16 protein-coding genes are annotated in these 22,345 nt (G+C 43.7%); 5 read left to right on the top strand and 11 right to left on the bottom strand.

From position 1 onward, the window contains the following. Nucleotides 1-17 precede the first annotated feature (17 nt). From ACYTXU_RS04120 to rimO, 3 genes are all read left to right on the top strand, one after another. Complete coding sequence (locus tag ACYTXU_RS04120) at nucleotides 18-557, top strand: pilus assembly FimT family protein (protein WP_462208578.1); 540 nt, start codon at nucleotides 18-20, stop codon at nucleotides 555-557. Between the two features lie 116 nt (nucleotides 558-673). Further along, the gene (gene ppnN, locus ACYTXU_RS04115) at nucleotides 674-2,056 is read left to right on the top strand and encodes a nucleotide 5'-monophosphate nucleosidase PpnN (RefSeq protein WP_462208577.1); all 1,383 of its coding nucleotides are present in this window, start codon (nucleotides 674-676) and stop codon (nucleotides 2,054-2,056) included. Nucleotides 2,057-2,193: 137 nt separating this feature from the next. Beyond that, on the top strand, nucleotides 2,194-3,561 hold the full coding sequence (gene rimO / locus ACYTXU_RS04110) for a 30S ribosomal protein S12 methylthiotransferase RimO (protein ID WP_462208576.1): 1,368 nt from the start codon (nucleotides 2,194-2,196) through the stop codon (nucleotides 3,559-3,561). Nucleotides 3,562-3,615: 54 nt separating this feature from the next. Here rimO and ACYTXU_RS04105 read toward each other — a convergent pair whose 3' ends face one another. From ACYTXU_RS04105 to rmf, 11 genes are all read right to left on the bottom strand, one after another. Further along, nucleotides 3,616-4,188 (bottom strand): CAP domain-containing protein, encoded by a 573-nt coding sequence (locus ACYTXU_RS04105; protein WP_462208575.1) that lies wholly within the window; start codon nucleotides 4,186-4,188, stop codon nucleotides 3,616-3,618. Beyond that, a complete protein-coding gene (locus ACYTXU_RS04100) occupies nucleotides 4,175-5,329 on the bottom strand; it encodes a mechanosensitive ion channel family protein (RefSeq protein ID WP_462208573.1) in 1,155 nt (384 codons plus the stop codon). The genes ACYTXU_RS04105 and ACYTXU_RS04100 overlap by 14 nt, the downstream gene beginning before the upstream one ends. A gap of 85 nt (nucleotides 5,330-5,414) precedes the next feature. After that, complete coding sequence (gene secF, locus ACYTXU_RS04095; protein ID WP_462208571.1) at nucleotides 5,415-6,353, bottom strand: protein translocase subunit SecF; 939 nt, start codon at nucleotides 6,351-6,353, stop codon at nucleotides 5,415-5,417. Between the two features lie 12 nt (nucleotides 6,354-6,365). Next, on the bottom strand, nucleotides 6,366-8,285 hold the full coding sequence (gene secD, locus ACYTXU_RS04090) for a protein translocase subunit SecD (protein ID WP_462208570.1): 1,920 nt from the start codon (nucleotides 8,283-8,285) through the stop codon (nucleotides 6,366-6,368). A gap of 65 nt (nucleotides 8,286-8,350) precedes the next feature. Further along, nucleotides 8,351-8,665: a preprotein translocase subunit YajC gene (gene yajC, locus ACYTXU_RS04085; protein ID WP_462208568.1), complete on the bottom strand. Its 315-nt coding sequence runs from the start codon at nucleotides 8,663-8,665 to the stop codon at nucleotides 8,351-8,353. Nucleotides 8,666-8,708: 43 nt separating this feature from the next. Next, nucleotides 8,709-9,827 (bottom strand): tRNA guanosine(34) transglycosylase Tgt, encoded by a 1,119-nt coding sequence (tgt, locus tag ACYTXU_RS04080; protein ID WP_462208567.1) that lies wholly within the window; start codon nucleotides 9,825-9,827, stop codon nucleotides 8,709-8,711. Beyond that, a complete protein-coding gene (gene queA, locus ACYTXU_RS04075) occupies nucleotides 9,817-10,899 on the bottom strand; it encodes a tRNA preQ1(34) S-adenosylmethionine ribosyltransferase-isomerase QueA (protein WP_462208565.1) in 1,083 nt (360 codons plus the stop codon). The genes tgt and queA overlap by 11 nt, the downstream gene beginning before the upstream one ends. 110 nt (nucleotides 10,900-11,009) lie before the next feature. After that, nucleotides 11,010-13,373 (bottom strand): penicillin-binding protein 1C, encoded by a 2,364-nt coding sequence (pbpC, locus tag ACYTXU_RS04070; RefSeq protein ID WP_462208564.1) that lies wholly within the window; start codon nucleotides 13,371-13,373, stop codon nucleotides 11,010-11,012. An 11-nt stretch (nucleotides 13,374-13,384) separates the two neighbouring features. Further along, a complete protein-coding gene (locus ACYTXU_RS04065) occupies nucleotides 13,385-18,322 on the bottom strand; it encodes an alpha-2-macroglobulin family protein (RefSeq protein ID WP_462208562.1) in 4,938 nt (1,645 codons plus the stop codon). A gap of 260 nt (nucleotides 18,323-18,582) precedes the next feature. Next, nucleotides 18,583-19,929 carry a TonB family protein gene (locus ACYTXU_RS04060; protein ID WP_462208561.1) on the bottom strand — a complete coding sequence of 449 codons (1,347 nt, stop codon included), beginning with the start codon at nucleotides 19,927-19,929 and terminating at the stop codon, nucleotides 18,583-18,585. A 154-nt stretch (nucleotides 19,930-20,083) separates the two neighbouring features. Next, complete coding sequence (gene rmf / locus ACYTXU_RS04055; RefSeq protein ID WP_012800996.1) at nucleotides 20,084-20,266, bottom strand: ribosome modulation factor; 183 nt, start codon at nucleotides 20,264-20,266, stop codon at nucleotides 20,084-20,086. Nucleotides 20,267-20,707: 441 nt separating this feature from the next. Here rmf and ACYTXU_RS04050 point away from each other — a divergent pair, with 441 nt between their 5' ends. Then, nucleotides 20,708-21,091 carry a MerR family transcriptional regulator gene (locus ACYTXU_RS04050; RefSeq protein WP_462208560.1) on the top strand — a complete coding sequence of 128 codons (384 nt, stop codon included), beginning with the start codon at nucleotides 20,708-20,710 and terminating at the stop codon, nucleotides 21,089-21,091. A gap of 45 nt (nucleotides 21,092-21,136) precedes the next feature. Beyond that, nucleotides 21,137-22,297: an isovaleryl-CoA dehydrogenase gene (locus ACYTXU_RS04045; protein ID WP_462208558.1), complete on the top strand. Its 1,161-nt coding sequence runs from the start codon at nucleotides 21,137-21,139 to the stop codon at nucleotides 22,295-22,297. Nucleotides 22,298-22,345: the final 48 nt, after the last annotated feature.

The following is a 22,345-nucleotide window of genomic DNA, read 5'->3' as shown; positions in this document are numbered from 1 at the left end:
TAACAGGAGTTAATCACATGAACACAAAAGTTAAAGGACTAACTTTAATAGAACTTATTGTTACTCTCGCCTTGATGGCAATTATGTCAGCGATAGCCTTGCCATCTATGCAAAAGTTTATTGCTAAGCAGCAACTAAGCTCAGATTTGTTAAAAATAAAAAGCGTTATTGAAACGGGTCGAAACAAAGCCATCACTAACAAAGAGAAAATACAGATTTGTGGCATCGATACCAGCCATATGACATCTAGTAGTGATGAATTAAAGTGCATCTCCGACTGGGGTAACCTGAGTGTTATCATCAACAGAAATGATAATACAGAGCTACTTTATACTGAGTGGCTGGGGGATCACTATAAGCGTGTACAGTGGAGTGCTTTTCAACGCAAAGCTTATCTTGAGCTAACACCTAATGGGTTTACCAATCATCAAAATGGCACCCTATATCTCTGTCACGAACGTTATGCCAGTTTCCATAGAGCTGTGGTGATAAGTAAAACAGCTCGTGTGACTATAATCAAAAACAGCAAAGCGCTTATAGAAAAATGCAAGCAGTAACACACCTCATAAATAAGTCATTTCTATACTAGCAGCAGTTGTTGTATGCTGAGAGTTAATTGCCTCGATCTAAATATTCTGATTATTATCAGCTAACAAGGTAGACCATACATAACATGAATCAAGTTACTAAAACCGAATATATTGATGCAGAGATCACTGCTGAGTCAGGCTTAGAGCTATTAACAAATGATGAAATCCAAAGGCTCAGTGAGCATACCACCGGCAATGATTATGAGCTTTTTAAAAAATGTACTTTAGCCGTCCTGAATAGTACTAATATTACTGACGATATCAGCGTCATTCAGCAACAACTGGATCACTTCAATATCGAAGTTTTACAACTCAATAAAGGCGTAAAGCTAAAAATTAAAAATGCACCTTCCGGGGCTTTTGTTGATGGTGTCATGATCCAGGGTCTTAAGGAACAAGTTTTCAGTGTGTTACGAGACGTCGTCTTTTTAAAGCAGGAGCTTGAGAACAACTCTCGAATTGATTTTAATTCGGGGCTAGGCTGTACCAATGCAATTTTCCATATTTTGCGTAATGCCAAAGCCCTAAAACCTGGAGTTGACCCGAATATGATCGTTTGCTGGGGTGGCCATGCAATCCCTCATCACGAATATGAGTACACAAAAGAGGTCGGTTATCGTTTAGGCCTTCGTGGTCATGACATCATTACAGGATGCGGCATAGGCGCCATGAAGGGTCCAATGAAAGGCGCGCTGATTGGTCATTCCAAACAGCGTATTACCAAGGGGCGATATGTTGGCGTTACTGAGCCTGGTATTATTGCCGCTGAGTCTCCAAACCCCATTGTTAATGAACTGATTATTATGCCCGATATTGAAAAAAGGCTTGAGACCTTTGTTCGTATGGGGCATAGCTTTGTTGTGTTCCCCGGTGGCGTTGGCACAGCGGAAGAAATTTTGTACATTTTAGGGATTTTGTTGCATCCTGCGAATCAACATATCCCCTTCCCTTTAATATTTACCGGGCCATCCGAATCAGCTGACTACTTTAAGAAAATTGATCAATTCATTGGCAAAACACTGGGACCTTCAGCCCAGGCTAAATATCAAATCATTATCGACGACCCCGTGAAAGTAGCGCGTAACATACAGGCCGGAGTTACCAAGGTTAGGGAGTACCGAAAGAAAGTCCAGGATGCGTACCACTTCAATTGGCAACTACACATAGATTGGGATTTTCAGGAGAGCTTTGACCCGACACATCAAAATATGACCAGTCTCAACTTACACCCTGAACAACCGATTCATCTTTTAGCTGCCAATCTACGTAAGGCATTTTCAGGGATTGTTGCCGGTAATGTTAAAGAAAAAGGGATTGCAGAAGTCAAAGAACATGGCCCATACCAGCTCGACGGTAATAAAGAGATAATGCGTGAGCTCGACGAGTTGTTGAAATCCTTTGTCGCACAAAAACGCATGAAGCTGGACTACGAACGTTATGTTCCCTGCTACGAACTTAAAAAATAGTCCATCAGCAGACAGAATAGGCTCTTTATCACAGTTTATTTTTTAAGCAGGTTATTCACTCATTGCTTGTATCAATTTCAGGGGCTGCGATAGAATACAGCCCCTTTTAGAACACTCACTTGAGCATTTTGTCAGTTATGACCACAAACTCTGCAACAAGCAACCAACATCCCTCCAATAGAGTCGGCTTCATCAGTCTCGGCTGTCCTAAGGCCCTGGTAGACTCTGAACGTATTCTGACGCAGCTTAGAACTGAAGGGTATGACATTGTCCCCACTTATGAAGACGCGGATATCGTCGTGGTCAATACTTGTGGATTTATTGATGCGGCCAAGCAAGAGTCATTGGAAGCCATTGGTGAGGCTTTGAACGAAAACGGAAAAGTGATTGTCACTGGTTGTTTAGGTGCCCAAGAGAGCGACATTAGAGAAATTCATCCTGGCGTTTTAAGCGTTAGCGGTCCAGCTCAATATGAGCAGGTCTTAACTGCCGTTCACGAACACTTACCGCCCAAGACAGAGCATGATCCTTTTATTGACCTCGTACCGCCACAAGGCATTAAACTAACACCTCGTCATTACGCCTATTTAAAAATTTCCGAAGGCTGTAACCACAAATGCAGTTTCTGCATAATTCCATCAATGCGTGGCAAGCTTGATAGTCGCCCAGTGGGTCAGGTGCTTGATGAAGCCGAACGATTGGTAAAAGCTGGCGTTAAGGAATTGTTAGTTGTGTCTCAAGACACCAGCGCATATGGTGTCGACAAAAAATATGCAATGGATTTCTGGCAGGGGCAACCCGTAAAAACACGTATGAAAGATATGTGTGAAGCTCTAGGTCAGCTGGATAACGTATGGGTGCGATTACACTATGTTTATCCTTACCCACATGTTGATGACATTATTCCTCTGATGGCAGAAGGCAAAATCCTACCTTATCTGGATATTCCGTTTCAGCATGCCAGCCCGCGAATTTTAAAGTTAATGAAGCGTCCCGGTGATATCAACAATGTCCTTGAGCGGATTCAAAAGTGGCGCGATATATGCCCAGACATTACTATTCGCAGCACCTTCATTGTTGGTTTTCCGGGTGAAACCGAGGAAGAATTTCAGGAGTTGCTAGACTTTCTTAAAGTAGCGCAGCTTGATCGTGTAGGTTGCTTTAAATACTCTCCCGTTGAGGGCGCAAGTGCAAACGAGCTTCCTGACCCAGTGCCTGAAAAAGTAAAGGAAGAACGTCTTGCGCGGTTCATGGCAGTGCAAGAAGCAATCAGTGCTGAAAAGTTACAGCAAAAAATTGGCAAAGTAATGACAGTACTAGTAGATGAGCTTTACGAAGACTGCGCTTTGGCTCGTTCTGCTGCCGATGCGCCTGAAATTGATGGTAAAGTTATCATTGATGAAGGATTTGAAAGCTTAACAGAAGGTCAATTTGTTGAAGTGACGATTGAAGCCGCCGATCAACATGATCTATTCGCTTCGGTAAACAAAAAAGACGAGAGCTAAGTTCATAGTCGATAAAAGGAGGTTCTCACCTCCTTTTTCGCATCCAATAAGAGCTTACTTTTTATAAACTCCTAGATATCTTAGCTCCTCTCCCGGCTCTTTTTCGCCATATTCAATCGTAGGCCGGTCGGGCTTGGCAATATAGACCACCCAATAATTAACATGAGGGCTAAACCACTCTTCAGCATAGCCAACACCAATTTCATACTGCTCTAAATAAAAGGGATGCTCTCCAAACAAATGGATTCTGTGAGCATAGGAACTTCTCAAGTAGTCTAGAGCTTCTTCCGCGCTAGCAGCCCCACCCATAATAGACTCTACATGATTAGTACCCACAACTGAGCTTGGTAGGGATAGAGGATAACCGGCCTTAGTAAGCCTGTAATCCGGAGTGCCTCCAGGACCGTTGTGGCTGACTTTACCTTCTTTAGCCATCTCCCTGGCTTTGTTGGCAGCTATTTCGGACAATAAAGCATTACATGTAAGGCTTGGTCGCTTTTGATCTTTGTCTGTGATGATCATGCGAGCAAGCTCTTGTGCTTTGCTGTTCTGACCGCATGATAGGTACTCATTACCTCTGGCTTGAGCACAAGAAAATACAAGCAGCAGCAGACTAATCCTTAGCAACAGGCATCTCCTTAAGATATAAATCGTGTTTTGAGTATGGAATCTCAATTCCTTGCTCTCTGAAGGTTTTGTGGATATCCATAATCAGCTTATGAGTAATAAGGCCTTTTTGTTCTGGATAGTTGATCCATGCCATTAATTGAAGATCAATACTGGAACCACCAAATGCCCGGTAACGAACCCTAGGCGCGGGATTACTGGCAATATCATCACGCTCTTTAACCAAATCCATGAGCACATCGTGAACGAACTCCAGATCGGAATCATAAGAGACTCCAACATCGACTCGAATACGTGTTTTCTCCCAGGGACCACCACTTTCATTAACAATTTTAGCATTGCCAATCACTGAATTAGGGATCGTGATTTCAACATCATCCCGTGTCAGCAACCGGGTACTACGAATGCCAACATGAGTCACCCGCCCCCGTTCAGCTGCGTCTAAAATAATGTAATCACCTAATTTATAAGGAGAGTCTGCAACAATGAAAAAGCCGGAAAATAGATTGGCCAAAGTATCTTTTGCCGCAAAACCTACTGCGATACCGATAATACCTGCTGAAGCGAGCCAGGCTGTTGGGTCTATTCCCCAGGAAAGAATCAGGAAATACAGGGCTGCACCGACAATCAGAATCTTTGATGATATATCAAGAATGGGGATGGTTCTTTCTTCTACAAATTTAAACCTGTTTTTACTATTGGCTAGAGCATTGAGTACCATCTTTGTTGCTTTCAATAATTTAGACATTAGAGACAGTATCAAAATAGAAACAACAAAGCGCTTCAGGAAAGTATCAACTGGCTCAGACAGGTCTAAGGCCTCGATTGCAATAATCAGGGTTAAAAAGAAAATAAAGGTAAAGGCTGTCTTACTGAGAAGAGGAGCTAGTTTGTCATCAAAGTCACCCGGTGTTTTTTCCGCGATTTTCCCTATTAATGATTTAATGAACCACTGCACGCCCTTAGCAATAAAAAAGCCTAGAACCAATACAATAATCGACAAAATCCAGGGGTTGGTCTGCAACTTATCCCATAGTGGAATAATCGAATCTGGAAGGTAAGCTTCAATGTTACCAAGAGTTTTATCGGCAAGCGTACTGGTGGTATCAGTTTCTTTGGGTTGATTTGATTGTTCAGCCATCACAAAGCATCATCCTTATATAAAAAAACGGCTTAGAATTAACTCTAAGCCGTTTTAATATAAAAGAAAGTGCTACTAATAACAATTATAGTGCATCAAACTCCTCACCTTCTTTCTCAATTTCAGGCGGCATCAAGTCTTCTTTAGTAATACCTAAAGCGAGCGCTGTTGGGCTTGCAATATAAATCGATGAATAGGTACCAATTAACACGCCAACAATCAATGCTTCTGCAAATGAGTGAATCGTTTGCCCACCGAAGAAGAATAATGCTAATAGAACAAGCATCGTCGTCAAGGAGGTCATGACGGTACGAGACAGTGTTTGATTCAATGATGTATTGATGACATCTTCAGAGCTGCCTTTTCGCATCAAGAGGAAATTTTCACGAATACGGTCAAAAACAACGATGGTGTCGTTCAATGAATAACCAATAACTGCAAGTAGTGCCGCTAAAACGGTTAAATCAAATTCAACCGACGTGATGGAGAAAAAGCCTACCACCAGTATTACGTCATGCGCCAAAGCAGCAACGGCACCCACCGAAAACTTCCACTCAAAGCGCAGCGCTACATAAATCATGATACAGATAAGTGCCACGATCATGGCCAGGCCGCCCTGCTCTTTAAGCTCCTCTCCAACTACCGGACCTACAAATGACTGATCTCGCTTGGTTACCTTGGTACCGCCTTTAGCCAGCGTTTCAAGAACAAGGTCACTTACTTTGGCATTTTCAATATTATCTTGTTGTGGCATGCGAATTTGTACAATCTTGGATGAGCCAAAGTTCTGTACCACCGCTCCATTGATTCCCACATCATCCAGTTGCTGACGAATTTTAGATAAGTCTGCATCTTGCTCATAACCAACTTCAACCAAGGTACCGCCGGTGAAATCGAGACCATAGTTAAGTCCCTTTGTGAAGAAAGACACTATAGAAGCAATAATCAGTACTGCTGATAATGCAAACGCAAATTTTCTTAAACTGAGGAAACCGTAGTTTGTATCTTCATTTAAAAAGCTCATATTTTCCTCCACCTAAATCCACAATTTGCTTGGTTTCTTACCACGACCATAAACCAGGTTTATGATGCCGCGGCTAACCAGGATTGCAGTAAACATTGACGTTAGAATACCGATGAATAGTGTGATAGCAAATCCTTTGATAGCTCCGGTACCTACCGCATAAAGAATAATTGCCGCAATCGCAGTCGTGATGTTGGCATCAGCAATGGTTGAAAGCGCTTGCGAATAACCCTTATCAATTGCTTGTGCCGCGTTAGTACCATGACGAATCTCTTCACGAATCCGCTCAAAGATAATCACGTTAGCATCTACCGCCATACCAACCGTTAATACAATACCTGCGATACCAGGCAGAGTCAGGGTTGCCCCTAGAATAGACATCACGGCAACGATCGTAACCACATTAAAAATCAAAGCAATATTAGCGACCACACCAAATGCTTTGTAGTAAAACAACATAAAGAGCACGACTAAGGAGAAACCGATAATGACCGAGTTAATGCCCTTCTCAATATTCTCGGCACCTAGTGAGGCACCAATGGTACGCTCCTCAACAATAAAGGTTGGAGCAATTAATGCACCTGAGCGCAACTGAGTGGCTAAATCTTTAGTCTTAGCTGGAGTGAAGTCCGGACCTTCGATATAAAAATCAGTACTGAATGCGCCATTAATATTTGGTGCACTGACCAAAGTTTCAACCACATTGGATTTCACTAATACACGCTTGCCGTCTTTAATGTCAAAAACTGGCACTGACTCTTTAAGAATCATAGCCAGGGAATTACCTCGATTAGCGGTAGTAGTACGTAACATACGTGCTCCACCCTCTCCATCAAGTCTTACCGACACAATCGGTTGATTATTTTGTGGGTGCAAACCTGGAAATGCATCGGTTAAATGTTCTCCAGAAACTTCCACCTCATCATAAACTACAATAGGACCACGTTCTGACTCGAATAAAGTACTGCCAGCAGGAACCCGTCCTTGTTGTGCTGCAACAATATCTGCTTCATGATTAACCAGGCGGAACTCAAGTGTCGCTGTCGCGCCAAGAATTCGCTTTGCTAACGCCGAGTCTTGAACACCCGGTAATTGAACAACGATACGGTCACTGCCCTGACGCTGGATTAATGGTTCAGCAACGCCTAAAGAATTAACACGATTACTTAGAATCAGGCGGTTTTGATCAATGGCATTATCTTGAATGGCTTTTAATTTCGTCTGATTAAAAGTAGCACGTACAACCGGACGACCACCTTGTGTCGCTAAGTTGATATCAATACGATCAATATAATTCTTATATAAGGCGGCAAAGGCTCGCTCAGCATCTTCTTCACTTCTAAAGCTGATCAACAAACCATTTTCAATAGTTTCAACACGCCCACGAATGGATGGTTTTTCAGCAGTTAAAGTCTCAATGAAATCTCGACGTAACTGCTCCTGTTGACGGGCCATTGCCTGCTCCATATCAACCTGCATCAGGAAGTGGATACCACCCCGCAAGTCGAGTCCAAGCTTCATCGGCTTACCACCAAGCGAGGATAACCAGTCAGGCGTAGCTGGAGCCAAATTTAATGCCACCACATACTCTTGGTTATCAAGAGACGGGTTCAGTATTCCATTGGCAATCTCGCGTGCCCGCAACTGCTCTTCATTGGACTGGAATCGAGCTATGAGCTGCTTGTCGCCATCACGCTCGACAGATATAGGTGCTAAATCCGCTTCTTGCCAGGCAGCTTCAATCTGCTCAACTTGTTGTTCTGAAATAGTTGCATCACGTAACGCTGATAACTGAACCGCAGGGTCCTCACCATAAATGTTTGGCGCAGCGTATAAAAGAGAGATAGCGATAACGAAAAGAATCAACACATATTTCCATTTGGGATAAGTGTTGATCGGTAATAACCTTTGATTGGATTGATCAGTAAACATAGTGTATGCCCGGATATAAAAACAAACCGCCCGAGCAAGCTAGTAACAGGTCGGGCGGCTAAATATTATTCGTCGATTGACTTTATTGTGCCTTTTGGCAAAGTTTGTGCAATGGCTGCTTTTTGGAATTTGATTTCAATACCATCAGCAATGCTTACAACAATAAAATCATCTTTAATCTTGCTTATGCGACCTAAGATGCCACCAGTGGTCATGACTTCGTCGCCTTTTTCCAGGCTTGAAACCATTTCTTTATGTTGCTTCATCTTCTTTTGTTGAGGACGAATCATCATAAAGTACATGATAAGAATCAAAGGGACGAACATCACAAGGAAGCTCATTAAACCACCACCTTGTGGTGCAGCAGTTGCTAGAAACATCTGGAATTACCTCTATAGTTTAATATTATCAATTAGTTAATTATTAATTTAATGACGGAACAGGCTTGCCCTGTTTCGTATAAAAATCTTCAACAAAGTCGCACAATGTACCTGTTTCAATCGCCTTTCGCAATCCGCTCATCAGATTTTGATAGTAGCGCAAATTGTGGATGGTATTGAGCTTAGCGCCCAATATCTCATTACACTTATCCAGATGATGCAGGTAAGCGCGACTATAGTTGGTGCAGGTATAACAATCACAAGCCTCATCTAGTGGGCCAGTATCGGTTTTATTGTGGCTATTACGCAGTTTTACAACCCCTGTGCTGGTGAAAAGGTGACCGTTTCGCGCATTACGGGTTGGCATCACACAATCAAACATATCGACACCACGACGCACTGCTTCTACGATATCCTCAGGCTTTCCAACGCCCATGAGATAGCGTGGCTTGTCTTGCGGCATATCACCCGTTAGATTATCCAGCACTTTAAGCATTTCATCTTTGGGCTCGCCCACCGAGAGGCCACCAATGGCATAACCGTCAAAACCAATTTCAGTAAGACCCGCCAGAGACTCTTTGCGTAAGTGCGGATACATGCCACCCTGCACGATTCCAAACAACGCGGCTTTATTACTGGCTTCATGAGCAACTTTACTGCGCTTGGCCCAACGTAAAGAAAGCTCCATTGAATCCCGAGCTTCGGATTCAGTCGCCGGATAAGGCGTGCACTCGTCAAAAATCATCACGATATCCGAACCCAGTTTACGCTGAACTTCCATTGCCTCTTCAGGGCCTAAAAACACTTTGGAGCCATTGACTGGCGATCTAAACTCGACGCCCTGTTCAGTAATTTTGCGCAAATTACCCAGACTAAACACCTGAAAGCCACCAGAATCGGTCAGGATAGGCTTATCCCAATGCATAAAGTCATGCAAGTCACCATGCATCTCAATGATGTCAGTGCCCGGGCGAAGCATCAGATGAAAAGTATTGCCTAAAATAATTTCCGCCCCAATCTCTTTTATCTCTTCAGGCGTCATCGACTTAACAGTGCCGTAGGTTCCAACCGGCATGAAAGCAGGAGTTTGAATGGTACCTCGCTCGAAGGTGATTTCACCGCGGCGCGCCATACCATCCCTTGCGTTTAATTTAAATTGCATCTTGAGTCTCTCTTGAGCTGTCTCCATTGACAGCAAATTTAGATTCGTCTTGAATTTGGTGAATAAACATTGAATCGCCATAGCTGAAAAAGCGATAACGCTCTTTAACTGCTTCGGCGTACGCATTCATAATATGATTCTTACCGGCAAAAGCGCTAACAAGCATCATCAACGTCGATTCAGGCAAGTGGAAGTTAGTAATCAGTGCATCCACTGAACGGAATTGATAACCAGGATAGATGAAAATATCGGTTTCGCCCATATGCGGCTTGATAGCGCCGTCGCTCGAAGCAGACTCCAAACAGCGCACCGAAGTGGTACCAACCGCTATCACTCGTCCGCCTTTTGCGCGGGTAGCATTGACCTTATCGCAAACCTCTTGCGAAACCTCGAACCATTCTGAATGCATCTTATGTTCAGTGATATTCTCAACCCGAACAGGGCTGAAGGTTCCAGCGCCAACATGCAAAGTGACAAAGGCCGAGTCCACTCCCTTGCTACGAATCTTCTCAAGCAGCTCATCATCAAAGTGCAGCCCGGCAGTCGGTGCAGCAACTGCACCGTCGACCTTACTGTAAACCGTCTGGTAGCGCTCGTTGTCGGAAAGCTCATCCGCACGGTCGATATAAGGTGGTAATGGCATATGGCCGACAGCAGTCATAGCCGTCTGCCAATCGCCTTCCTGCAACTGCAAAGAAAAAAGTGCTTCTTTTCGCCCTGTAATCAACACCTTAAAGCCATTTTCTAAGACAAACTCTGAACCAGGCTTTGGTGTACGATTAGAGCGGACATGAGCAATCGCTTCTACATCTGAATCCAGACGCTCAATCAAAATCTCAAGTTTTCCGCCCGTAGTTTTTTGACCAAACAAGCGGGCCGGAATGACTCGTGTATCATTGAATACCAACAAGTCATCAGGGTTAAGCAGAACGACCAGCTCATAGAAGTGCTTATGCTCGACAGCACCACTTTGACCATCAAGGCATAATAAACGACTGGCAGAACGTTGTTCGGTAGGATAACGAGCAATCAGCTCATCGGGTAAATCGAAATGAAAATCTTCTAAACGCATAAAAACTCTGACCTTACGGGGTCATAAGTAAAAGTGCGCATAGTTTAACCACTGAACGAGAAAAGACAAGCTTAACAGGCAGAAAGACCTAATGATTCATCGCAAACAACTTACTGTTCCACGCTGAAAACCAGCTCGGAAAAGGCTCCAGTTTCATCCACTACTATCACCTCATAATCACCGCTGGATAAATCTTTCAAGGCAATACGATGCTCTGACTCAAGTTGAGACTCCAATAAGCGTCCATTTAAAAACCAATAGGGCTCACCGGTCACTCCCTCTGCCCGTAACTGCACTTCAGGTAGCTTCTGCTTTTGCGGTTCTGCATAAATTATAGCTTCAGGATCCAGCCCAACAATTCTAAGTTTGTTTGAACTGACATTAACCTGACAGCTTTCGGCAAACTCGGGCAACAAGCTATCACTACGCAATGGCTTGGCAATCCATGGTTCAAGACTTTTCGGCCATAGCGCAACTTCCTTGATATCTACAGGACCGTCAAAACATTGATTATTGACTCGCTTCCCTGTTTCAGCATCAAGTTGCACCCTCATCAAGCCGTTATGCCAGTCACTGCTCAAGGGGTCAGTAAAGGTCGCAGGAGCAGTATCATCGATCAGATAGGCGGAACGCTTTTTATGACAGTTCTCATCTGACTGCAACGAAGCCAGCATGCCCAGTGGCCAACAAATATCGGCCATGGTTACCGTCGCCGGCCGCTCGATAGGTTCCAGCCAATCACTTGGCATGGTCATTAAAATCCTCTCCAGCAGAGGTACTGCTGTTGTTCGCCCACTATTATCAACACTGAATGAGCCATCAGGCATTCCGACCCAAACTCCAATGGTAACCTTTTCATTTGAGGCCAACACCCAGGCATCGCGTGAGCCATAACTGGTTCCGGTTTTATAGGCGATTTGTTTAGTTGGTTGAAGGTACCGATTTCTCAGCTGATTATTAAGCGGAATTTGACTTAAAATATTCTGCACCACCCAGCTAGCTTCCTGACTCAACAGGGGCAATTTTTTTTGTGGCTGTTCTGGAGTTAATCTCAACTCTGTTGCAACGCCCTTATTCCCCAAAGCTGAAAAAGCACCAACCAACTGCTGCAAAGTAGCGCTACCTCCTCCTAAAGCCAAGCTCAAGTTAGGAGTGGCGGCTTCGGGCAATGATAATTTCAGTCCGGCATTGGTCAGTTGAGTATAAAAATACTCTGGCGATAATTCATTCAATACTTGAACAGCCGGCATATTTAGCGAACGGCCAAGCGACTGGGAAACACTGACTGCACCATTAAAGTTTTCGCTGAAGTTTTTGGGCTTATAACCTTCGAACGACTGTGGCACATCAAACAATAAAGACTCAGAATGAATCAATCCCTTATCTAACGCCAATCCATAAATAAAGGGTTTAAGAGTTGAGCCAGGCGAGCGAGTTGCTTTGGTCATATCGACATAACCAGCACGATCGGGATTTGCAAAATCAGCACTGCCAATATATGCCAGAGGCATTGAGGTTACGTTATCCATTACAATCACCGCGGCTGATAAGCCTTCTTCTTTGCCTCGAATATAGTCGGAAACACTTAACTCAAGTTCTGTTTGCAGGTTGCGATCAATGGCTGTTTTAATCAATCGCTGTTGTGGATAGCGACTCATTAACTCACGACTTAATAAAGGCGCTAAAATAGGTTGCGTATTGTATTGTGCCCAGACCTCTTCTTGTTTAATCTCATCAATCAGATCAGAAGGCCAGACCTCAAACTCTGCTAAACGATCAAGCAGTTTATTTCTTTGGGCTTTGGCTCGTTCGGGATACAGATCCGGCCGGTTCCATGAAGGTGCCTGTGGTAACACCGCCAGCATGGCTGCTTCTGAAGCGGTTAAATCTTTGGATGACTTTCCAAGATAAGTAAAGCTGGCTGCTTCAACACCTTCGATAGTGCCACCAAAAGGCGCATAGTTCAGGTAATAAGTCAGGATCTCATCTTTTGAATAATGCCACTCCAATTGCAACGCCCGAAACATCTGCTGCATTTTGCCGCTAATACTCTTCTCATGCGGCTCCAGTATTCGTGCCACCTGCATAGTCAAAGTAGAGCCACCCGAAACGATTTCGCCATGATAAACCGCCTGAGCTAAGGCCCTCATTAAAGCAAAAGGATTAACCCCGGGGTGCTGATAGAAATAACGATCTTCGTAATTGACCAAAGCTTCAAGGTATAACGGAGAGACCTCATTCAATGTCACCGGATAGCGCCAGACACCTTGCGAATCCGGAAAAGCCCGCAAAGGCTTACCCTCCGCATCAACCACAAGCTGCGCGAAACTTCGCTGTTCAAAGTCTTCGATAGGTAGAGGAAAGAGCTTGTCTAAGACCCAGAAGGAAAGAAAAAATAGCAGTAACACAAACAGTAAGCGCTTCAGACTTTTCAGCCAGAAGCGCTTACTGAATACACTTTTAGATTGAGCCACCGAAAAACCTGCTATTGAGCATCTGGTTTGCTAATGGTGATTGCTTTTTCAGGTTCACTGATGCCGCGAATTTCAGGACGGTACATATCTTCCACAAAACTCGACGGTACCGTGTAAGTACCCGGAGTTACCGCACGAACCATATAGAACAAATGAGTAGTCTGATAACTTCTCAACTCGAGAGCCGCCATGAAACGATCATCCCAGAAATCTTGGTGAGCAATTTGAGTATTTTGGGTCAGCTCTTTAATGCTTTTACCGTCAATATTAATATCATCAATCTTGAATGAGTGCTCGAGATTTTGATTCTCTAGTTCAAAACCTGCCGGTAGTAAATCTATGATCATGGCATTGCGTAACTTATTATGTTCGCGCGCCAGGTCGATTGACAGTCCCACAATAATCCGGTCGCCAGCAGTCAAATTCTGAATGGAGATGGGATCGCCTTGTAGATTAAAGTAGCGACGCTTTATGGCAATATCGTCAAACAAGCCCTCTGGTGCTGTTTTCGGATAACCTTGAGCTTTGTAATCCACAAATACAGTTTTCTCACCCAAGTTTTTCACAACTAACGGCTGTTTTACTTCGGCATTTTTCGACACTGCAATATAGTCTGCGGTTTGCTTAAATGACTCCGTCTCACCACCCCGCCCTAATTCCAGGCTCAATTCAGATTGCTCCGAATTCATATCATTCAACTGTTTTGCTAAACGTGCCAATGCGCCTTTTTCCTGCGTCGATAACCAACTACGTGATTCTAGTTCGCCTTTTAAGTCATAAACCAAATCCAGCCCATTGAGATCAAGAGCTTCCACAACTTTACTATTCAGGCTTAGGCTTGCTACCTGACTCATATCACGAATCGGTGAACCATAATCGCCATAATACCAATAAGGTTTATGTTTAAACTTGGTGGTAAAGGCTTGTCCCCACGCCAGTTTGGCACGGCGTTGATCGCCGAGCTTTTCAAGGGCAAAGGCTAAGTGAGCCAGCGGTAATGAGCGCTCAGCGTCGGCTGCATTCTTGTCATAAAGCGCACGGACATCTTGCAAACTGGCGCTACCAATTTTGGTCAACACATAAGCGGAGTAAGCACGATAAGCTAATTCAAAATGCTCTCTATCATCATAGTAACTCCAGTTATCCGTTCTGAAGGCGCTGGAACGAACATAACGCTGCAAACGGCGCACGGCTCGATTCAAATTGTCTTCCGGAACCTGATAACCCAACTGCTTCGCTTCAATCAAAAAGTCAGTGACATACGCAGTCATCCAAGGTTCTTCCGGCGAATTATTTGACCATAGACCAAAACTGCCGTCATAACGTTGCATCGAAAGCGTTCGACTGATAGCAGCATCGATCAACTGTTGCCTCTCTTCAAACAACTTAGCTGTGCGCTCCGACTCCAGTGTGTTTAAGTCGTCCCTTTCGATATTCAGCCAAGGCCAGGCGCGCGATGTGGTTTGTTCCAGACAACCATAAGGGTACTGCAACAAACCATTAATGTAAGAGCCAGCATCCAAAGGCGGTGTGCTGGACACTGTTAATACCGACTTCAAACCATAATTATCGTACTGGCTGGCAAAGTCATCGCTAACCGTAAATTGACTACCGGCATTAACAGCGGCTTGCTTGCTAATAATTGAAGCGGCATAGGCAGGGCGCAAACCCAGCGACCAGCTACGATTCATAGTTAAATCGGGGTTATCACTTTCTACGGCCAGCGACACTTTTCCGGAGCCGGTAAACTGAGAAGCCTTCACATCAAGGGCTAGTAGAACCTTGCCTTTTGGCTCAAGCGTTAAGCTCTTTGAAACAGTGCCACTACCTAAAGCTTCATCGGCTACAAGGGTCACGGTAAAGGTTTGCTCAGTCTCTTCCATGTTTTTAACATCAAACATCACTTGTGACTGATCACCTTTGGCCAAAAAGCGTGGAATTGAAGCCTGAACCACCAAGGGAGCCGCGACCTTAGCTTTGGACTCAGCGGAACCATAACGATTTTTACTGAAAGCTACAGCCATCAGTCGTAGCTCGCCATTAAAGTATGGCAGCTCAACATTGAGTTTAGCTCGGCCTTTCTCGTCCAGCTGCACTTTGTCCTTAACAATGGATACAATTTGCACATCAGAAACCGGTGCATCACCACCGCGACTTAAATCCGCATCACCACCGAAGCGCTGCCTGGCCATGCTGCCATCAGTGAGCTCAACAAAGCTGCCATAATTATCTTTTAATGCAGCCTCATAAGAGCGCTGACCAAAGAACCAGTCAATCGGTTTTGGTGACTCAAAGTTGCTAATGCTGAGTACGCCGCTATCAACTAATGCCAAGGTAGCAAATACTGTTTCGTCAGCTTTCTGATTGTTGACTTGCAGGTCAACTGCAACAGTCTGTAGCGGACGCAATTTCTCACTATGAGTAAGCTCAACATCGAGCTTTTTTGCGTCACGCTTTAGAGGCAAATGCATCACCCCAAAAGCGCGATTCGGCAAGTTTTTCCGCTTAATATCGCCAGGCTTAAGCACCATCACCGACACATAAAGGTTATGAGTATTCCAGCTGCTGTTCATCGGAATAGTGACAGTTGATTCAGCCGAATCAAGTTCTATCGCACGCTTCCACAGAAGCTGATCGCTTTCTACAGTAACCAGCGCCTGCCCTGCATAAGGCGAAGTAATATTGACCTGAAGATCGTTACCCAGCTCTACAAAGTCTTGCTCAATAGACAACTTAACCTGATCGGGCCGCTCACCATTTTGTTGGTTATTGTCAGACCAATACCAACCAGCAAAGAAATGATAGCTGGTGAGCAACTGATTCTTTTGATTATGAATTTCTAATCGGTAATTACCATACTCCAATGGTAAAGACAGTTGCGGTCTTTGCGCTGACTCAAATTTAATGGTCTTGGCATAAACCGGAACATTCGCTTCCGATGAACGATACTCCCAACCACTGTTGCCATACTGCCAATAGAGGCGACTGTCTTCACGTATCAGTGTCACCTGATATTGCTGTCCGGTAGTTAATGGTTCACCTTGCGTATTAACAGCAGCTAATTCAACCAGGTTATTTTCGTTAGGTGCTGCGAACTCACGCTCGGAAGTCCATAACGGTCTAACACCGACTAACTCCTCATGCGGGAAAGCATACTGAGTCACTCGACGAGTAATCGGGCGTCCACCACTTTCATAAACATTAACGCTGCTTAATAAACGCATTGGGAACTGACTACCGGACCATTGATTGTTTAACTTCAAAGTCGCGCGCCCTTCCTCATCCAAGTTACCGGCAGGAACATCCATAACCTGATCAAAGTCACGGTATTTGTTTGAGCCAAAATGAAAGCCTTCATAATCATCGAAAGGATTTTTAGCGCTTGATACAGTTACCGTTGCATCAAAACGATTACCACTGGCTGGCGCACCATAAAGGTAATCAGACTGAACACTAATAGCAGGCACTGCCGCAATATCAAGCCACTCGTCATTATCAGGACTCAACTCAAGCTTCAGACGTTCGGGCAAAAAGTCTTCGACGGCCAATTCATATTTAAAAGTGGTTTTATTGGCAAGAGTTGCTTCGAAGATCCAGCTGCCACGCATGGCGTCTGCAGGAAGCGTAAAGTCAGCCTGGTAATAGCCAACCTCATCACCTTTCCATTGCAGCGTAGTAAAGACTTTATTGTCAGGTCGTAACACACGCACAGAAATTGGCGTTGGCTCTAACCAGTTAGCCTGATAGTCACGCAAGATCCCTTGCATGCGTACTGTTTCACCGGGACGATACAAATCACGAGGGCCATACAAAAATAATTCGATAGGATGTTGCTGTCGCTTGGTTAGCTTAAACTCTGACAAGTCCAGTTTCGGGCTATTTAAGCGAATGAGGTTAGTATTTTGTCCTTTGCTAGCAATTAAAAATCGGGCATTTTCAACCGTAGCAGCATCAAACTCTGCAAAACCTTCTGCATTCGTCTTCTGCTCTGCTAAACGCACGCCTTTGTTATTAAGCAAAGCAAGTTCAACATCTTGATAAGATTGAGTTGATGGCAACTGATGGGCAAACACCACCAGTGTATCTGCGTATTGACGGGTATGCAGGCCAATATCACTCAGCACAAACCAGCTGAACTCATACTGATAGGGATAATCGTCTGCAGGCTGCATAGTCACGGCATAAACACCATTATCCTTAAGTGCCTTAATATCTTTTAACTGTATATGATGAGTCAGACGCTGGTTGTCTTTAGCTTCAAGCTCAAAACGACCGGTATGTACCAGCTCGGCCATCTCTTTTAGGTTTTGCAGCTGGTAGTATCGACGATAATCGCCACTGGCAAAAAAGTTATCATAATAACGGGCCTTTAAGCGCCAGAACTTGATGTCGACCTCTTTTACGTTGACCGCTTCAATCGGCAAGATACCGCTATCACGTAAAATGGTTGAGCCCTGACTCAAAAAGCGTAACTGACGTTCAAGCGCGCTGGTTTTAACCCGCTTTTTAAAAGCGCTACCTAATGAGCGACCATTATCAGCCATCAGGTCACTGGAAAAAGTAACCTCATAAACCTGCTCAGGCTCAATATAAGGGTAATAAATACGGCGGTTATCATCACTGATGACCCAGCCGCCATCTTGAGGAGTATTGTTGAGGGAGATTTGAATTAACTGCTCTAAATCTTGATCACGCCTTATCGGTCGACTGAAATTAATCTGTAAAGCTGGCGCATTATCATAGGTTCCCTGATAGACGCTCAATACATTGAAAGGTGTTAGTGTATCGGGTTGAGAAACAGTCTCTGTTTGTGAAGACTCCTGACCCGCCTTCTTCTGAGAACTCGCCTCAGAGGTCTTCGAATCATCAGACTCATCACCACACCCCGTCAACAATAAAACCAGACAAAAACCAACCCCAGCTACCAATGAGCGCAAACGACAAGACATAATACTCCCCTGTAATGATTTTTAATCGCTATTATATTAACGCCACTATAACCAGAATGGGTTAAGAATGTGGCGAATTATGAATAATTTATGCTTTATTATTTCAAAGGGAAAGGAAATAGGCTAGTAATAAGAACCTTGTAAGTCAGTACAGCAATAAATTAAGCAGCTTCTCTTTGGCGATCTAAAGTAAGGGTAAAAAAAAGCCCCTTTGTTATTTAGGAGCTTTTTATAATATTGATATTTAAAAAATAGCGTGACTAACTTTTAGAGTTTTCCCTTTTGGCTTGATACTCATCAAGCTTTTCTCGCATTCTTAAGGGAACATTGGCAATCCTTTTCAGAGCCATGTTAGCCTTAAATTGATATTTTGCTGCAGATTCATAGTCCCCCAATCTTGCTGAGACATCTGCGAAATATTCATAAAACCTAATGGGGCTAACCTTAGCATTGACCTCAGCCTGCTGTAATACTCGACTAACCACCTCCAGTGGATACTGCTCACTACCAAGATCGTCAATATATTTAGCCAATTCAAAGGCAATCTCTGGATCATTTGCATCTATTGCTTTACCAAGCCAGAAGTGTGCCCGTTCCTTATCATCTAATTGTAGGAAAAGTTTGGCCAGCTTAAAATGAGAACGTCCTAAATTGCCTGAGGCAGATTTTATTAACCAGGCTATAGCCTTTTCTTTATCTTCCTCACACCCTTCTCCATCTAATAGATTATTGGCAAGTTCATATTGAGCGTTAGCAATGCCCTGCTCGGCTGCTTTGTAGTACCAAACGGTAGGATTAAAATTTTCTTCAATTAGCATCTCAGAACCAAACTTAGCATATAGGTACTGTGATTTAGCATCCCCTTCTTCTGCTTTTTCTTTTAGACTCTTTAATGCATTTTTATATGCAGCTCCGCCATTCAATTGATACTCTAATTTATATTTATATTGTTTCTTAGTATCGTAATCTTGTGGAACTTCAAATTGCCAGTCTTCAATTGAGTTTAAAGTATTTTTAACAAAAGTATCTCCTGGAAACGCTTTATCTACGGCAATATCACTTGGAAATCCATTTTCATTCAAATAAAAGGAAACGATTACCCAGCCCTCAACTCCTTTCATCGCTGCGTCTCGTGGGTATGATGGAGATCTTTGCTTAATCGGCTTAAGACTTGGTGATTTATCTTTATTTGAAGTTAACTCAATGGGTTTATAAACAGGTGTAAGAGCAATTCTTAGAGCTTCCGGGCTATAAGTCTTATGGAGAGTCTCGTAAAAAAAATCAGCTTCCTTTTGCTTCTCATCTGTGAAGTGCTGACTGATTTCGTTCAAAAGCTCTGTTTCTTTGCCTTTATCTTCATCAGACAGTTTTATCCAACTAAAAGCTTTCACAAGATCCTGCTGAGTACCTGAACCTTCCAGATACAAAATTCCCAGATTGAATTGCGCGCCTTGATGGCCAACTTCGGCAAGTGATTGGAATTCTTTATAGGCTTTCTCGAATTGCCCTTCCTCATAATGCTTTACCGCATCTTCAAAGGTTGCGTGGGATAAAATAGAAGTCGTAAATAAAATTAATAGACAGGCTATCTTTGTAGCTATTTTCATAGTTAATCCTTTTTTATCTTTAATAATCCGCTTGGAAGTATATTAATTAAATTCCTTATATTCAACCCGATTGCAGACCATTAAAAAGCCCGGTCTGAGCCGGGCTTGTGTATTTTATATTATGATGTATTGATAAACTATTTACCAAAGGGTACTAGATGTAAGCTTTCATTCCATTGGTAGTAAACGCCTCTCGGCCCTCTCGCCAACCGCCTAACCATTCCTCTCGCGCATTCAGTTCTTCAAATGGACAGTTTTCTTTAGACTGACCTTGAAGTGCGGCATTAAAACCTTTTGTGTGGGCTCTTTGAAGTTTATCTCTTTTCTGACGTTTCATAGATGTCGTCCCCTTTGCTGTTAACGATGTTTACTTGATGTATTAAACGCATAAAAAAAGCCGACGGCTCTTGCGAGCGATCGGCTTTATTCTAAAATTCTGTTGTTTACTGTCATTAAACGTCTAGTCACTGTCTATTTTTTTACTCTATGGGTTTAACTTACACCTAACTTAGAGCGCTTGGCAATTGATAAGTTTCACACTTTGATCATATTTTCTTCATATCAATCAGTTAGCTTATAAAGTTATTTTTTATTGAAGATACAAACTCAATTGATTGTTTTTTAATCACACCAATCAAATATCAAATACTTAGTCGAATTTTCCTTCAAGCAGACCGACCATGACTGGTCTGATCTGAACAGGACGCGACCTCATCAAGTTTACGTTTGCGTAAAGGTAAGGTATCATTTTATCTTATTTGTCAGAATAAGCAGGCTTATGTCAGGCCAGACAGCAAAAACCATCAGCGAAAGAGAATACAGTATTAGCGATCTCGCTAAAGAGTTCGGTATTACCGCGCGTTCGATTCGCCATTATGAAGATGAAAAACTGATTTGCCCTGAGCGTCGCGGTGTTCATCGCATCTATAGCGCCAGAGACAGAGTCCGCCTGCAACTGATTCTTCGCGGTAAACGCCTTGGCTTTTCACTGGCCGAAATCCGCGAAATTATCGATTTATATGATTTGCCTGAAGGTAAGCAAAAGCAGGCAAAACTTCTCGTAGAACTCATCCAGAAACGTCGGGATGCCCTGCTCCAACAGCGTAAAGACATTGAACATATGCTGAAAGAGCTGGATATGCTCGAACAGAAGCTGGACTGAACTGATTACTATTGATTTGTTGATATTTAAGATAGAGGAACAAGCATGTATCCATCGTTGAACTTTGATTTAGGCGAAACCGCCGACATGATCCGCGAAATGGTTCGTGGGTTTGCAGAAAAAGAGATCGCTCCAATTGCTGAAAAAACGGATCACGACAACCTGTTCCCGCACCATTTATGGCAGAAGTTCGGTGAACTGGGTCTTTTAGGCATCACCGTCGAAGAAGATTACGGTGGTTCAGGCATGGGCTATCTTGAGCACGTTGTGGCGATGGAAGAAATCAGCCGCGCCAGTGCCTCGATTGGCTTAAGCTATGGTGCCCACTCTAATTTGTGTGTCAATCAGATTCGTCGCAATGGCTCAGAAGAGCAAAAGCAGAAATACTTACCAAAACTATGTTCCGGCGAACACGTTGGTGCTTTGGCCATGTCTGAGCCAGGTGCTGGTTCCGACGTTGTCGGCATGAAACTACGTGCTGAGCTTAAAGGCGATAAATACATCCTTAACGGCAATAAAATGTGGATCACCAATGGTCCAGAAGCCGATGTATTGGTTGTTTACGCCAAAACTGAGCCAGAAGCCGGTTCAAAAGGTATTACTGCCTTTATTATCGAGAAAGGCTTCAAAGGTTTCTCTACAGCGCAGAAACTCGACAAATTGGGTATGCGCGGTTCAAACACCTGTGAATTAGTTTTTGAAGATTGTGAAGTCCCTGCTGAAAACGTCATGGGGCCAATCAACGAAGGTGTTAAAATTCTGATGAGTGGCCTTGATTATGAACGCGCAGTACTGTCTGCCGGCCCACTGGGTATCATGCGTGCCTGTATGGACGCAGTAGTCCCTTATGTGCATGAGCGTAAACAGTTCGGCAAGCCGATCGGTACTTTCCAATTAGTCCAAGGCAAAGTGGCCGATATGTACACCACTATGAACGCCAGCCGCGCCTACGTTTATGCAGTTGCTAAAGCGTGCGATCGTAGCGAAACCACTCGCAAAGACGCCGCCGCAGCGATTTTGTTTGCAGCAGAAAATGCTACTAAATTAGCATTGGATGCGATTCAGGTACTAGGCGGTAATGGTTACATCAATGAATACCCTACAGGCCGTTTGCTACGTGACGCCAAATTGTATGAAATCGGCGCAGGTACTTCAGAGATTAGAAGGATGCTAATCGGTCGTGAGCTGTTTAACGAAACAGCCTAAACCTGCTCTATTAAAGCAAAAAATTAAATAAGAGAAGTGAGCGAGCTT

It is taken from the genome of Kangiella sp. M94 (assembly GCF_054926195.1).
The sequence above is the reverse complement of the archived record's forward strand: the minus strand, read 5'-3'. Positions and strand labels throughout refer to the sequence as shown.

Coding starts and splice junctions, on each gene's coding strand:
- ACYTXU_RS04065 (WP_462208562.1), bottom strand. CDS start 18,322: ATGTCTTGTCGTTTGCGCTCATTGGTAGCTGGGGTTGGTTTTTGTCTG.
- queA (WP_462208565.1), bottom strand. CDS start 10,899: ATGCGTTTAGAAGATTTTCATTTCGATTTACCCGATGAGCTGATTGCT.
- secF (WP_462208571.1), bottom strand. CDS start 6,353: ATGAGCTTTTTAAATGAAGATACAAACTACGGTTTCCTCAGTTTAAGA.
- ACYTXU_RS04045 (WP_462208558.1), top strand. CDS start 21,137: ATGTATCCATCGTTGAACTTTGATTTAGGCGAAACCGCCGACATGATC.
- tgt (WP_462208567.1), bottom strand. CDS start 9,827: ATGCAATTTAAATTAAACGCAAGGGATGGTATGGCGCGCCGCGGTGAA.
- ACYTXU_RS04120 (WP_462208578.1), top strand. CDS start 18: ATGAACACAAAAGTTAAAGGACTAACTTTAATAGAACTTATTGTTACT.
- secD (WP_462208570.1), bottom strand. CDS start 8,285: ATGTTTACTGATCAATCCAATCAAAGGTTATTACCGATCAACACTTAT.
- rimO (WP_462208576.1), top strand. CDS start 2,194: ATGACCACAAACTCTGCAACAAGCAACCAACATCCCTCCAATAGAGTC.
- rmf (WP_012800996.1), bottom strand. CDS start 20,266: ATGAAACGTCAGAAAAGAGATAAACTTCAAAGAGCCCACACAAAAGGT.
- ACYTXU_RS04100 (WP_462208573.1), bottom strand. CDS start 5,329: ATGGCTGAACAATCAAATCAACCCAAAGAAACTGATACCACCAGTACG.
- ppnN (WP_462208577.1), top strand. CDS start 674: ATGAATCAAGTTACTAAAACCGAATATATTGATGCAGAGATCACTGCT.
- yajC (WP_462208568.1), bottom strand. CDS start 8,665: ATGTTTCTAGCAACTGCTGCACCACAAGGTGGTGGTTTAATGAGCTTC.
- ACYTXU_RS04050 (WP_462208560.1), top strand. CDS start 20,708: ATGTCAGGCCAGACAGCAAAAACCATCAGCGAAAGAGAATACAGTATT.
- ACYTXU_RS04060 (WP_462208561.1), bottom strand. CDS start 19,929: ATGAAAATAGCTACAAAGATAGCCTGTCTATTAATTTTATTTACGACT.